This window comes from Microcoleus sp. Pol11C2, assembly GCF_036701505.1.
Classification (GTDB): Bacteria; Cyanobacteriota; Cyanobacteriia; order Cyanobacteriales; family Microcoleaceae; genus Microcoleus.
In genome coordinates this window covers 1-13,503 of record NZ_JAUBQX010000011.1, presented here as the reverse complement: position 1 = coordinate 13,503, position 13,503 = coordinate 1, and the positions used below count along the sequence as shown (strand labels likewise).

General features: G+C 46.9%; 10 protein-coding genes, 1 tRNA gene and 1 pseudogene. 7 read left to right on the top strand and 5 right to left on the bottom strand.

What is annotated here, in order from left to right:
* The first annotated feature begins 209 nt into the window (after positions 1-209).
* Positions 210-1,295, top strand: a complete 1,086-nt coding sequence (gene cheB, locus QUA42_RS09250; RefSeq protein WP_333137029.1) for a chemotaxis-specific protein-glutamate methyltransferase CheB — start codon at positions 210-212, stop codon at positions 1,293-1,295.
* 149 nt (positions 1,296-1,444) lie between these two features.
* On the opposite strand, the gene QUA42_RS09245 is transcribed toward cheB, so the two are convergent.
* A complete protein-coding gene (locus QUA42_RS09245) occupies positions 1,445-1,831 on the bottom strand; it encodes a response regulator (protein ID WP_015175702.1) in 387 nt (128 codons plus the stop codon).
* 741 nt (positions 1,832-2,572) lie between these two features.
* Here QUA42_RS09245 and QUA42_RS09240 point away from each other — a divergent pair.
* Positions 2,573-5,380: a GAF domain-containing protein gene (locus QUA42_RS09240; RefSeq protein WP_333137028.1), complete on the top strand. Its 2,808-nt coding sequence runs from the start codon at positions 2,573-2,575 to the stop codon at positions 5,378-5,380.
* Positions 5,381-5,481: 101 nt separating this feature from the next.
* Positions 5,482-5,553: transfer RNA gene (locus tag QUA42_RS09235), tRNA-Gln, on the top strand.
* Positions 5,554-6,080: 527 nt separating this feature from the next.
* On the opposite strand, the gene QUA42_RS09230 is transcribed toward QUA42_RS09235, so the two are convergent.
* Positions 6,081-7,583 (bottom strand): serine hydrolase, encoded by a 1,503-nt coding sequence (locus QUA42_RS09230; RefSeq protein WP_333137027.1) that lies wholly within the window; start codon positions 7,581-7,583, stop codon positions 6,081-6,083.
* 179 nt (positions 7,584-7,762) lie between these two features.
* Between QUA42_RS09230 and QUA42_RS09225 the strand changes: the two genes are divergently transcribed.
* Complete coding sequence (locus QUA42_RS09225) at positions 7,763-8,869, top strand: N-acetylmuramoyl-L-alanine amidase-like domain-containing protein (RefSeq protein WP_333137026.1); 1,107 nt, start codon at positions 7,763-7,765, stop codon at positions 8,867-8,869.
* Between the two features lie 258 nt (positions 8,870-9,127).
* On the opposite strand, the gene QUA42_RS09220 is transcribed toward QUA42_RS09225, so the two are convergent.
* Both QUA42_RS09220 and QUA42_RS09215 read right to left on the bottom strand, forming a co-directional pair.
* Positions 9,128-10,459 (bottom strand): D-alanyl-D-alanine carboxypeptidase, encoded by a 1,332-nt coding sequence (locus QUA42_RS09220; protein ID WP_333137104.1) that lies wholly within the window; start codon positions 10,457-10,459, stop codon positions 9,128-9,130.
* Positions 10,460-10,982: 523 nt separating this feature from the next.
* The gene (locus QUA42_RS09215; protein WP_039886507.1) at positions 10,983-11,318 is read right to left on the bottom strand and encodes a ribbon-helix-helix domain-containing protein; all 336 of its coding nucleotides are present in this window, start codon (positions 11,316-11,318) and stop codon (positions 10,983-10,985) included.
* A gap of 93 nt (positions 11,319-11,411) precedes the next feature.
* Between QUA42_RS09215 and QUA42_RS09210 the strand changes: the two genes are divergently transcribed.
* The 3 genes from QUA42_RS09210 (at position 11,412) to QUA42_RS09200 (ending at position 12,967) form a co-directional block, all read left to right on the top strand.
* The gene (locus QUA42_RS09210) at positions 11,412-11,666 is read left to right on the top strand and encodes a hypothetical protein (RefSeq protein WP_333137025.1); all 255 of its coding nucleotides are present in this window, start codon (positions 11,412-11,414) and stop codon (positions 11,664-11,666) included.
* Positions 11,667-11,899: 233 nt separating this feature from the next.
* Positions 11,900-12,415, top strand: coding sequence for an HNH endonuclease (locus QUA42_RS09205; protein WP_333137024.1), 516 nt, complete (start codon positions 11,900-11,902; stop codon positions 12,413-12,415).
* 153 nt (positions 12,416-12,568) lie between these two features.
* Positions 12,569-12,967, top strand: a complete 399-nt coding sequence (locus QUA42_RS09200) for an alr0857 family protein (RefSeq protein ID WP_333137023.1) — start codon at positions 12,569-12,571, stop codon at positions 12,965-12,967.
* A gap of 114 nt (positions 12,968-13,081) precedes the next feature.
* Here the strand turns inward: QUA42_RS09200 and QUA42_RS09195 are convergent.
* A pseudogene (locus QUA42_RS09195) lies at positions 13,082-13,420 on the bottom strand (CHAT domain-containing protein); the annotation flags it as partial.
* Positions 13,421-13,503 lie beyond the last annotated feature (83 nt).

The following is a 13,503-nucleotide window of genomic DNA, read 5'->3' as shown; positions in this document are numbered from 1 at the left end:
TGCCTAGTGCACCATTACCAGTGCATCGATGCCCAATGCCCCATACTTTGACTACGCGGTTACTGAGCGACTCGTGCTGAGCTAGCCACTCGCCCTGCGCGCCTTGCCCGCAAAGCTTCGCCGAAGGGAAGTAAGTCGAAGGTTAGCACAAGTGCCCGATTCCCGATTTCCCATTTCCGATTCCCCATTCCCCATTTCCCAGCAAACTGATGTTATCGCCCATTAAACTATTGTTAGTTGAAGATTCTCCAGTAGTTACGCTCGTCCTCAAACGAATTTTTGAGTCCTCGCCAGACATCCAAGTTGTAGGAACCGCTTGCAACGGATTAGAAGGACTAGAATTAATCCCCAAACTTCAGCCCCAAGTAATCTGTACGGATTTGGACATGGCGCCAATGAACGGGTTAGAATTTACGGAAGAAGTAATGAAGAAATATCCGCTACCAATTTTAGTAATTAGTGCTTCAGTGCAAGCGAATGATACTCAGAATGTATTTCAAGTGTTAAAGGCGGGTGCATTGGATGTTTTTCCGAAACCGATTGGCGGGTTGGTCTCTGATTACGCTCGCCTAGCCAATCAATTAATAGCTAAGGTGAAAATACTCTCAGGAGTTAAAGTATTTACACGGCATCAAAAAAAGATGCCAACAGAAGATAATAATCAAATAGTAAAAATCAACCAAGCACCAGTTCCTAATTACAAATTCTCCAACGAAAATGTTAAATCTTCAACTATTAAAGTATTGGCTATAGGGGCTTCGACAGGCGGGCCGCAAGCACTGTACGCTATTATTTCTAAACTTCCCGCTAGTTTTCCAGTGCCGATAATTTGTGTCCAGCACATCAGTGAAGGTTTTTTGCAAGGATTAGTTGATTGGCTGGGTTATGAATCGAAACTGCCTGTTAAGATAGCTGCTTTTGGAGAATTGCCACAAGCAGGAACTGTTTATTTCCCGCCAGAAAAGCGTCATTTAGAATTGGACGCTCAAGGGCGATTTGTTTATTCAGAAGCTGCTAATGCTGCGGGACACTGCCCTTCTGTAACGGTGACATTTAAGTCGGTAGCTAATTTTTATAGTCGGGCAGCAGCGGGGGTTTTGCTGACAGGAATGGGTAGAGATGGTGCTGACGGAATGTTGGCGATCGCCAGAGAAGGGGGGTTGACAATCGCCCAAGACGAAGCTAGCTGCATTGTCTTCGGAATGCCCAAGGAGGCGATCGCCCTCGGTGCCGCCCAATATGTTCTACCTGTCAGTGCGATCGCCCCCCTACTCTTGGCTCAATTAAAAATTTAGGACTTACCTCGCAAATAGTGCAGAAGGGCCCGCCCCTCGACTTGTTAAAGAAGTCGAGGATCAGAGATCGCGATCGCAACTTTTTAGTTCATTAATTACTCAAATTACTTCATTAATTACTCAAAACTGATTTTTTTTCCTAAGTCCGATTATTTGATTTTGATAAACTTACCAATTACCTCGCGCAACTTATCAGCATCAAACGGCTTAGTTAAATACTCTGTTGCTCCCGCCAAACGCCCCTGTACCTTATCAAAGGCTCCATCTCGCGCTGTCAGCATTACGATCGGCAAATTCTGAAACTGAGGCAAGCTCCGCACCGTGCGGCAGAGTTCCAATCCGTCAATTCCAGGCATCGAAACATCCAGCAACAAAACAGAAATTTGTTCGTGATAAATCGTTGACAAAGCATCCACTGCATTGTCGGTTACGAGAACTCGAAACTCTTTGCTTAAGGCCTGTTTAACAAGTCCTTGCATCACGACGCTATCATCAACTGCCAAAATAGTTGGTACTTGACTGCTACTTGCAGACATATTCTTCTCCCTGTTTATTTATAGTTCTTGAAAATACAAAACATACTTCGTTCAGTTATTTTTTGAGAGTTGCCTCTACCCAATAATTGTCAACTCCGTTGGAGAGTTAGTTGAAACTTTACCCCTGTTTTTTTACCTCAAACTCGAAAAAAGGGATTGGGAGAGTGGTCGATCGGCAATTACAACAGTTGCAAAATGTGCATCAGGGCCCAGAAACCCTAAAAGGTCGAGTTTGAACAACTATTGTTACAAAGTTTAACATCTTACCAATCTTTTGTAATTCATCTCCTAACTGTAGTTGAACTACGGGCTAAGGCACAGCTCGGTAAAGGACACTGGTATTGTGGCACAAACCCCTGATTTAAATCTACCAGCAAGCCAGCTACCCACGATTAGACAAGTCTGTTAAAATACAATTAAACTGATAAAAAAATTCTAGGTAAGCAATAGTCATATATTTTGGAAAGCTGCTTCCTCCCAACAGAGGCTCTTAGATTTAGAGAGCCGGAGGTATTCAAAAGCATAGTCAACTGGAAGTATAATTTATATAGTCTTAGATCTGGGATGCTCTAAGTCCGATAACTCAAAAGTTTCCCGATCAGTCAAGAGGTTAGTCTGAATTTGGCGCAAGCAACCTGCGCCGAACTTGCGCCCCGAGTCTCCCAGCACAGAATTCATAGCTTGTTTTTCAAGGGAAGTATTGAGAAGGGCGGTTGCCAGCAACTAAACGGGCAGTTACACATGATGAAAGCACCCTTGCCTCTTGGTAAAAAAGTGTTCAAGCTCCATAACATTGATTTGTATCAGCTTCTTGGCTCTGATCCAGAGGCTTGCTTGGACAGTTTGGTTGGTTTGGCAGCTCATATCAGCCGAAGTCCTATTGCTTTCTTGAGCTTGATTGACGGTAACCGCCACTGGTTGAAGTCGCAGTTAGGTATCGAGCAAAATTTGACCCAGCGTTACCTGAATTTTTGCAATCGCGCCCTAGACCCAACTCCCGAAGATTTCGCCCAGAGTTCAAACTCAAACTCGGAATTTGACCGGGCAATTTCCCTGCAACAACCGCCCGTTGCTCCCGAATTTGCCATCGAACTTCCTATAAATTCCTTTAAAGAACTGCCTGCCGCCATTGTTCGAGACGCTTCCACAGATATGAGATTTGGCGATCATCCGCTGATCGTTTTCTACCCCTTCGTGAAATTTTACGCCGGAATCCCAGTTGTTAGCTCTGAGGGGCAGGTGCTGGGAGTGCTATCCGTCATCGACTCGGTGCCGCGAGACTTGACAAAAGAAACGATAGAAGCTATGCAAGCTTTGAGTCGGCAAGTTGCGAGTTTGGTGGAGTTGCGCTGGCAATTAGTCCAAGCCCAGAAACAGTTGCCAGAGGTAGAAGATATCACCTCGGAGAGCCCGCAAATCTCGGAGTTAGTTCCTGGCTCGAACCGATCGAGCTTGTGTGCGGTACATACGCCACAAAGTAGCAGGAGAATATACGGCACAAAAGAACTCCCAACGCTGGGGGAAACAGGCAAATCTCAATATGTGTGGGAAGCTTCAGCGGGCATCGGGCACGCGGACGATACCCAACAAATCCGAGCAATCGTTGCCGGCCCCCGCGACACCTCGGATCGCCAACTCACGGCAGCGTCCCTACAAGAGCGATCTCGCTTGGGAACCCTGCAAGCTAAAGTCGGTGCAGCCCTCGGACAAGGCGGGAAAATATCGCTCATCCTCAACCGCTGCACCGAGGCAATGGTAGAGTACCTCGACGCCACAGGGGTGAGCATCTGGACTTTTAACTTGCAGACAGAGCGGTTAGAATTGCAGGCAAATTCAGGACTTAGCAGCCAAGAGTGGGCACCGGAAATAGAAGATTGGGTGCGAACAGAAGCGGGAAACCTCCAAACGGCTCCTGTGTGCCTACTGTCGAACCCGTCTCTGTGCACCATTGCCTATCCGCTGATTGTGGAAGAGCGACTGGTGGGAGTTATGACTCTGTGCAGTAGCGCTTTGGCAAGCGAGGGAGCGCTAGAAGTTCTCGGTTGCATGACTAACGCCATCGCCGTGGCGATTGATCGCGTCACAGCCCGAGAAGAATTGTTGAGCCGCCGGGAAGGCCTGCTCTTCGGCCTCGCCAGCCAGATGCGGAATTCCCTGGACCTTGACAAAATTTTAGATACGGCTGTCAACGAAATTCGCAGCTTGTTGCAGGTTGACCAGTGCTACTTTTTGTGGTATTCCATCTCGCGAGACGGGCAGCCAAGCTTTGCAATCACCCACGAAGCGGCAAATCCCGAAGTGAAAGACAGGCTTACAGAATACCCGATCGAACAAGTAACCCTGCTGGCCGAGAAAATTTGCCACCGCCAAACGCTCCGGATCGGCGACGCTGCAACAGCACTGTGCATCGAACCGCCCACGCGAGCTTTTTTGAGCAGTATCGGGATTGTTTCTAACCTGCTGCTGCCACTCAAGACTCGCTCCGGTCAAATGGGTGCTGTAGTTTGTAACCATTACAGCAGCCACCGTTCCTGGGCGACGAGCGAAGTGGAATTGCTGCAAGCGGTGGTGGATCAACTGGCGATCGCGATCGACCAAGCCGAACTCTACGCCCAAACCCGCGCGGCAGCCTTAGCCGCTCAAACTCAAGCCCGCCAACTGACGGAAACTTTGCAGCAGTTGCAGCAGAAAGAAGCTCAGCTCATCCAAAACGAAAAAATGTCCTCTCTCGGTCAAATGGTCGCCGGCGTCGCCCATGAAATTAACAATCCGGTTAATTTTATTTACGGCAACTTGACTTATTGCAAGCAGTACATGAAAAATCTGCTGGATTTACTGCACTTGTATCAAAAGCATTACCCAGAGCCTTGCCCCGAAATTCTCGACAAAAGCGAAGAAATCGATGTTGATTTCATAGTGCCGGATTTGCTGAAAATTCTGTCTTCAATAGAGATGGGAACTGAACGCATCCGCCAAATTGTCCTGTCTCTGCGGAACTTCGCGCGGCACGACGAAGCAGAGATGAAGCTGGTGGACATTCACGAAGGGATTGACAGCACGCTGCTGATTTTGCAGAGCCGCTTCAAGTCAAATGGGCTAATACCGGGAATTGAGGTAATTAAAGACTACGGTAACTTGCCGAAGGTAGAGTGCTATCCCGGACAGCTCAACCAAGTATTTATGAATATTTTGGCGAATGCGATCGACTCTTTGGAAAATCAGCCTCCACCCAAGACGATCAAAATCTCGACGACGGTGGTGAACCCAAACTCGGAGGCTGATGAGTCAGGAAAGTCAAGCGCTCAAGTTGTGGTGATTCGGATTCAAGACAGCGGGCCCGGATTGGCCGAAAAAGCTAAATGCCACTTGTTTGACCCTTTCTTTACCACTAAACCTGTGGGCAAGGGTACGGGACTCGGCTTGTCTATTAGCTACCAGATTGTGGTGGAAAAACACGGAGGAAGCTTGAACTGTATCTCGAAACCAGGACAGGGAGCGGATTTCAGGATTGAAATCCCGGTAGCTCGCCCCCGTGCGATCAGAGGATAAACCTGCGGGCGATCGCTTCCAAAAACCTTTTTAAAATTTTCTTGTCAAAATGCTTGACAGATTGCTGTGTTTGAATGTTAAGATAGTGAAGGTTAAGACATTGGGGCGTCGCCAAGTGGTAAGGCAGCGGGTTTTGGTCCCGCCATTCAGAGGTTCGAATCCTTTCGCCCCAGTTAAATTGTGTCAGGTCAATCAATTGTTTAACTCATCGTTTAGAGTGAGCGATCGACCGACGGGAGACAAACAACTTCCTAACTACAAATCTAATTAGGACTTACTCACAGGATAGAAGAAACTGGGTTTCTTGCTGAGGGTTTTACCTAAAATCCTAGATTTGTGGTCAAGAAATTGGTTTTTTTGGTCGCCAGTGCCCATTTTTCGCAGAAACCGTTGTTTGTGCGTAATCTCACTTCTGACTGCGCCGGAATTGTATATCAGAAGTAAGAAGGAAGAAGCAATAAAATCAATCGTTTCAGCCATTAACAACGTCCTAACCGTCGGGCGCGGTTGCTATAAAATCGAGTTAACATTCAACACTCATATCAAATCCGGTTGCATTGGAATGATTAAACCAATCTTGATGCAGAGAATACAGAGTCAGAGAACAGAGAGATGAATAATTCCGATCCTACCGGATTTGAGATCAACCATCCTTCAGTTTTTCGACTAATAGTCAACATTCAACAGGCCCTACTCCATATCACTGCAAAGTGCTGGGGCCGCGAGCATTTAACCGATCGAAAACGTATCGGGAAATGGCCGGAAATGCTGTTTCGTCCTTGGAATAAGCCGGATCGTCTGCAAAAACAACTAATATATAAATCGCGCGATCGTCTAAAGTTCTAACAAAAGCCGCTTCGCTGCGGGATTTGGAAGTATAGCCCACTTTGGAACCAAAATAAATATTAGTTGGTAAAGATTCGCCGAGAAATCCTTGTATCGAGTTGCTGGGGTCATTTTTCCAGGCCTTGGGGTCTAAGTCTCTCGTCAGCAAGTAAGCCATTTTGCGGCTGGCGACGCTAGAAACCGCTTGCCTAGTATAGATTTCATATATTAATCTGGCGGCTTGGTCGGTAGTTACTTGATTGCGAATCGGCTGGGAAGCATCGCCCCGCAATTGCAAGTCGCGACCGATTGGACCTTCTTGCCTCAAATAGTATATGGGATAATTTTTGGTGCTTATACGAAGATCATTGTAGCCTGCGGACTGGAAAAATGTGTTAACTTGAGTGCGCTTTTTCAGCCAGGTTTGCAATTCTTCTCCTGCAAGCCTACCCCCGGATTTTGTATCTGTGATTTTGTCTAAAAGTCTGCTGGCAGCATCGTTGTTGGAGACGCGAATCATTTGCTCTAGGTCGTTTTTAAAGGCAGATTCTCTTTGCGTAATGATGCCTTTTTCGATGGCAGCATAAAAGGCTGCCATCCAAAATAACTTGGCAACGCTAGCGGGAAATCGGAGAGTTTGATTTTGATATCCGGCGAAGGTATGAGTTTTAGGATTGCTGACATCAAATAAGGTAATTGATAGCCGTTCTGCCGGCAGTCCTTTGCTGGTTGCAATCTTCACAGATTCATCAACAATCCCTTGCAATTCTTGAGAGTAAACGGGATTGGGAGGTGTTTTGATGTTGTAGCTAAAGGTAGGCTCGCTTTGACGAGCGGCTAAATTTTCCGATGGTTCAATTGTCGGAGGCGAGAGTGTTTCTTGAGGCGAGATGGGCTGTTGAGCCAAGATGACTGGCGGTTCTGGGGGACGGCGAATTCTGAACGGTATTGTGACGAGCCAAAAGAACGCGATCGCCCCGGCAATTAAGCACAGGATGTTACGGTATTTTAACCGAGAAAATTTCGTCCTGACTCGACGACGGGATTGGACTGGGCCTTCGCTGCTTTGGCGTCGGCGTCCGACTGGGCGCTGGCTGCTTTGGGGTCGGGATTCGATTAGACCTGTTGCATGAATCTTAGCTCGATCGGTCAACCGCAGATACAAGGGAGATGAACGCAGATTAACCCAGATAATTTCAAGAATTGAGAGCGACTTTTGCAAGAGGTCTATGGGGCGTCGGGTCTGGGTTGGGCGACGAGATGAGACTCGGCGCTCGGTGCTTTGGCGTCGGGACTGGACTGGACGCTCGCTGCTTTGGCGTCGGGACTCGATTGGGCGTTGGGGCCCGATGGGGCGGCGTCGGCGTTCTACTTGCATTACAGTTTTGTGCTATCAAACTCGCACGATCAGTTTATAATAGGGCGGCATCTAAATGACAAGTGTATCTATCTAGTCCGCTGTTGCCAATTTTATCTGTCTACTAGGCTGATTGAGACTTCTAGTAATTGTAAAATTTTCAGGATAGCACTGAGTTGAAGCAAAATCCTTTGAAAAACATGAGAAATTTTTGGAGTCTGGCTGTTTTGGGATTTGCGATCATCGGCGCGAATAATTCTTTGATACCTGATGTTTGGGCATTTCAGCCTCAATCTGCTACGGGATATGTTGTCGATCGACAAACAGCAGGACAGGGCGGGGATGTAGCGTTTTCGTTGACGGAAGAAAGCCAAAATCGGGAAGTAACAAACAAGCAAACTGTTTCCAGTTTTCCGAGTATGTTGTGGGACTTCAACAATTTAGCGGAAATTTCCTATTCCGAATTGCTGAAAGTGCTGGCGAGACGATCGGACTCAAATAATACCGAGAGAGAAACCGTTGCACAACCAGAAGACATAGCACGTTTTGAAAAGGTTGTACAGTATGCAAAACAACAAAATTTGCACGATCGCTCGATGGGAGAAATCGTCCAGGCGATCGCCGATAATTTCCTAGGAAAGCCCTACGCCGCGGGTTTGCTGGACAAATCCGGCGAAGAAAAGTTGCTCATAACTTTGAATAAATTTGATTGCGTTTTATTTGTAGAAACCGTTTTGGCGATCGCCAGGGGCGTAGCAGTACAAGATTACGACTATCAAAATTTTGTCAATCGCATAGAAGAACAGCGGTATTTAAACGGTAAAATGAACGGTTATTGCAGCAGATTGCACTATTTTTCCGAATGGATTAACGACAATCAAAAACGGCAAACTGTGGAAAATATCACCGCTAAATTAGGCGGAGTACCCATGAATAAAACAGTAAATTTTATGAGCCAGCACCGCAGCAGTTACCCGCAAATGGTCAAAGACGAAGCGACTTATCAGTGCATAGTCAGCCAAGAAGCAGAATTAGCCAAAACCACTGTTAATTACATTCCGACAAATCAGATAAAAAGTGTTTATTCTCAGTTAAAACCAGGGGATATTGTAGCGGTAGCCACAGATGTTAAAGGATTGGATGTCACCCACACGGGTTTAGTCTACCGCAATGCTGACGGCAATATGGGCTTAATTCACGCTTCGCCGGCTGGGGAGGTGACCGTTGCTTACGACTTGCACAGATATATTAGGAGAGTTGAAAGTGCGATCGGCATTGTAGTCGCTAGGGCGAAAACTCCTAATTAAATTGGTTTGTACTGGGAGGGTGCATCAGCTTGCATTATTTTAGCTGCCAATTCAAAATCTCTAGACTTATTGCATAAATCTTTTATCGATCAAGAAACCGCAGATACAAGGCAGATAAACGCAGATGAACGCAGATAATTTCCAGAGATTTTGGGACTTTGGTAAGGGGTATTCTGTGCTGACGAACGCTACAAACTCTCTTGTGGGGTGGGCAGGCGAACCCACCCCGAATATTATACAATTTCAATTCACAACAGCTTATTGAACAATTTCGCTGCGAGATATCTTACTACTTCTAGCAGGATTTGGCGTTAATTCGGGCGGCGAAACTTGAACACTTCCCCACTCATTCACAAAGCTTTTCAACAAAACCTCTTGCTGAGTGCGAAATGTCTCGACATTGGCCCCGCGATTCATAATCACAAACCACACTGTTTCTTGTTTTTGAGTGGGTAGGGCTCCGCCCAAAGCGCTAACATTATCCAATGTGCCAGATTTGATTACTGCTAATTGGGGAAGCGGCCGTTCTGATAGTATTCCTTTATCTTTCCCAACTACAGTTAAGACATCCGCAACTGTCATGCTGTAAGGTTGAAGATAGCGTTCTAAAGTTATAAATAACGCGCAAGCAGCCCGGGGAGAAATCAGATTTTCTTCGCTCAATCCCGAACCGTTGACGAGTTGAATTTCTGCGGGAGGAACTCCGGTTGCTGCTGCTGCTTTTTGCGCTACTGTTTGGGCGCCGCCGACAGTATCAGCTAGCATATCTGCCATGAGATTGTTGCTGTACTGATTCATTTTTTTGATCAGTTCGGCAAGGGGCAAAGAATAATGTTTTCCTAAAGGCTGCACGTCGTTGGGAGATGCTGGTAAAACTTGTACAGTACCCTCAATTGCTATTTGAGGTTTTGGCGTATTCGGAGGCAGGGTTTGATACTGGGCGGCGGCTTCGCTGGGCCAGATTTGACTGTTCAATCCTTGTTTGAGCAATTCTCCCGATTTGAGGGGATCGAGTTCAAAGTTCATGTAAAACTTATCGACTATTATCAAATTGCCACTGACTCGCTTGATCCCTTTTTGATTTAAGGCGTTACCGAGGGCGATCGCCTCTTCCCAGACAAACAACGGATCGGCGTTTCCCTGTACAATTAAATCGCCTTTTAATACGCCGTTTTCAATTTTTCCAGTTGTACCAATTAAGGTGATAAATTCATGTTCCGGCCCAAATTTTTGCAATGCTACCAGAGATGTTGCTACTTTTGTAATAGAAGCGGCCGACAAAGGAACAGTACCTTGATGATTGGCTAGCAAAGTATTGCCAGATTGTATCCAGATCCCTTGGTTTTCTTTGGCAAAACCTTGGGCTGCCAACCCGTTGAGATATTGCTGGATTTTGGTATTTGTGGGGGTTTCGGGATTGCTAGCAGAGACTATTAACGGCTGAGGCTGACTTGGTTTAACTGGCGGGGGCGAAGATTCAGCTACAGGAGAGGGAGATGCAAGTTGAGGTGATTCAGTAGCGGCGCATCCGGCAATAATTGTGAGAAGGGCGATCGAACTCGCAGCAGTCAAGTAGCGGTTTTTCAGCATTACTTTAATTTTTTTCATCAAATGTACGATCGTCTGTTCGGCACGCCCGATGGAAAGTTTAGCACTAGCCCGCGCGTTTTGGAGCATCCGCATCTGCGTTACCCGAATCCGAAACCGCTGACATTAGCTATTTTCTTCTCCATCTTTCTTCGTGCTCTACCCTACGGGAACGGCTTCGCCGAACGCGCCTTGGTTATTCGTTAAATAGATATTGTTTAAATACTGCGGGATTTTATACCAATAGCCCGGACTGTTTTTAGTTAGTAATCTGAAACCCTGAATTTTCGTTGGTAGCGAACTTGCCTGGGAGCCTTGAAACCCTTATTCTACGGTTGGTAATCAAAGACTGTTTGAAGTATTGTTATACCAGTTCCCAAAAACAATGCAACGATAGGCAAGCTCCCAACCCTTATCTTATAAGGCATTCCCAATTCTAAAATCTAAAATCTAAAATAGTATGATCTTCAGCGCCTGGGGCCTTCACCCCAGGCCGATCGATCTCACAAATTTTCGATAAACTGGTTTATCCAGCCATACTCCCTATACTCAGTGGCACCATTTCGCCGTGCATCGTCAGGCCTAATAACATCGGCCCCCCCGGTCGAATCAACTCTCCTGTAAGCGCGCAGCGTTCTTCCTGCTGTGCTGTGGCATTAATGCTGGCTCGAATATCCGATCGAGAAAACATCTGCCGATACTCTCCAGACTTCTGCTGCACGTAATTCCAGAGCAAATCTCGAATCAAAGCTTGATAGCCTTGATTGCCTGCGAGCTCTTTAAGTCTCTCTTTGAGCTCTCTTTCTAGTCGAATGCTGGTGACTTCCATTTCGGTGGTTGAGGTTCTAGGTAGGGTATGCATAATTTTTTCTCCGTGACGGGTGGACATATGTGTAATATCAGTGTAGTATGTTTACAGCTAGATTGAAAGCCTCTTAACCACCTTCTGCCTACAGTGAAATTTCTCCCCACATACTCCACCTATCAACTGAAGTGCGATCGCCCCACGGGTCACTCCGATTCGTTACGGCACGTCTTTAGCACGGGTTTTGCGACTGTCGCAGCGACCTCGTGGGCGGGCTTGGGCCTAAATAAACACGGTTATAGTGGATTAGGAGAAATTGCAGAAATTAATTACAACGAGGTAGACCGGGACGGTCTGCAAGTGGCACAGCCATATCGAGATACGCGAAGCGGGAGGTACAGCTAAACGACTGTACCGAGACAGGATGAAAATTTGCCTTTAGCAGTTTTTCTAGCCCCCGCTTCTAAGTAAGAGAAGCGGGGGCATTTGATTGGATATTTGAGAAATTCGATCCGCTTGGGGAACTGGGAAAAAACCAGATGTAGCCAATGCTGACGTTGCACCGAAAATTCCAAATCCCAAATCCCAAATCTAACATCTAAAATCTAAAATCCAAAATTGATGAGGAGGAGCAAGCCGTGACCGTAGTAACTGATGTATTGAGGCAATCTGTGGTGGTGTTTTCTCAGAATTACCTACCAATGAGCCGTGTCAACATCAAACGGGCGATCGTACTTTTGGTAACAGGCAAAGCTGAACCTCTGGATTTTAGCATCGGCAACGGCTGGGTGGTACGATCGCCCAGCACCAGCATCCACGTACCCGAACAAATCCGCTTGACTTTTGGTAACAGGGAACGCCTGTGGAAAGTGCCCCCGGTCAATCGCCGGGAAGTTCTGCGCCGCGACGCTCATTCTTGCCAATACTGCGGTAGCAATCGGCATTTGACGCTGGATCACGTGATGCCTCGATCGAAGGGCGGCCCGCATACTTGGGACAACGTGGTGACGGCTTGCGAAAGGTGCAACTCTCGTAAGGGCGATCGAACTCCCGTAGAAGCCGGAATGTCTCTGCGAACTAAGCCAAAGGCTCCTATACACCCCACTGTTGCTTTTGCCGAACTGTTTTGGCACGAATACCAAATTGGGGAATAGGGAATGGGAAGAATTTTAGATTTTAGATTTTAGATTTTAAATTGATGCGTAATTCTCATCTAAAATCTGCCCTAAATCACAATTCCAAATTCCCGATAGCCAATTTTCAATTACCAATTTTAAACTTTCAATTCCAAATTTAGGGCTGTCAATATGCTGAAGTTGACTTATACTGAAACGGGCTTTAACCTCGAGCGTTTGGCTCAATCTCCCGAACAGTTAGTGGCGCTGCGAGTTGTGCTGGCTATGCGAGTTGGTCAAAGCATCAGCGTCGAACCGAGCACTGCGGCATTTTTGCTGCCCGCGAATTTGGCCGCGCTGTCTCTGTTGGAATCTGAGGCCCGCCGAGACGACAACGATGCGATCGAGCTTTGTGTTGCTGATGCTGACTTTGTAGAAGTGACTCTGCGCGGTACGTGGATTTCTAGCGCGTCTGAGGGGGCTGACGGCGTGTTTGCGACTGTGTTGGGCGATCGGGCGGAGCTATTGTTGCTCAAACTCTGGCTTGAAACTCAGGCTGCTGCTGAGGTTGTCGGGGAAGTCGGCGATTAATATCGGATGTGGAAGGAAGAGGGAACAAGCAAGAGGGAACAAGCAAGAAGGAAATATTTTCTTCATATCGGACTCCCCCACTTTTTCCCCTTCTGTCGATCGTCAGTGGCGGCCTCAATTCCATTCTCCTTGCAGCCCAAAAGCAGCCCAATAATAAGGAGATTGCCATTCGGGAAGCTGTAGCACTTCGATTTGCGCCGATCGCAGTGCCGCAGCAGGCGCCAATTTATCTTGGAGCATTTTTTTGTAAAATCGTGTCATCAGCTCAGAAGTTACTTGGTCGTCAACACTCCACAAAGAAACCACCACACGCGGCCCCCCCGCATACATAAATCCCCTCGTCAAACCCACCAACCCTTCTCCTTTAATGTCTTTTCCCAAACCCGTCTGACACGCGCTCAGCACCACCAATTCGGCCGGTAAATTGAGATTGAAAATACAGCGGATTCCAAGTTTATAAAGTACAGTAGCAGCAGCTTGTAAACCAGTTTTTGAAGTGCTTAATATTAACCCGCGTCAAGCGCGGTAGCTAGTAA

Excerpts from the sequence above, each read along its gene's own strand:
- QUA42_RS09240 (WP_333137028.1), top strand. The coding sequence starts at position 2,573 with ATGATGAAAGCACCCTTGCCTCTTGGTAAAAAAGTGTTCAAGCTCCAT.
- QUA42_RS09215 (WP_039886507.1), bottom strand. The coding sequence starts at position 11,318 with ATGCATACCCTACCTAGAACCTCAACCACCGAAATGGAAGTCACCAGC.
- QUA42_RS09200 (WP_333137023.1), top strand. The coding sequence starts at position 12,569 with ATGCTGAAGTTGACTTATACTGAAACGGGCTTTAACCTCGAGCGTTTG.
- cheB (WP_333137029.1), top strand. The coding sequence starts at position 210 with ATGTTATCGCCCATTAAACTATTGTTAGTTGAAGATTCTCCAGTAGTT.
- QUA42_RS09245 (WP_015175702.1), bottom strand. The coding sequence starts at position 1,831 with ATGTCTGCAAGTAGCAGTCAAGTACCAACTATTTTGGCAGTTGATGAT.
- QUA42_RS09230 (WP_333137027.1), bottom strand. The coding sequence starts at position 7,583 with ATGCAAGTAGAACGCCGACGCCGCCCCATCGGGCCCCAACGCCCAATC.
- QUA42_RS09225 (WP_333137026.1), top strand. The coding sequence starts at position 7,763 with ATGAGAAATTTTTGGAGTCTGGCTGTTTTGGGATTTGCGATCATCGGC.
- QUA42_RS09220 (WP_333137104.1), bottom strand. The coding sequence starts at position 10,459 with ATGCTGAAAAACCGCTACTTGACTGCTGCGAGTTCGATCGCCCTTCTC.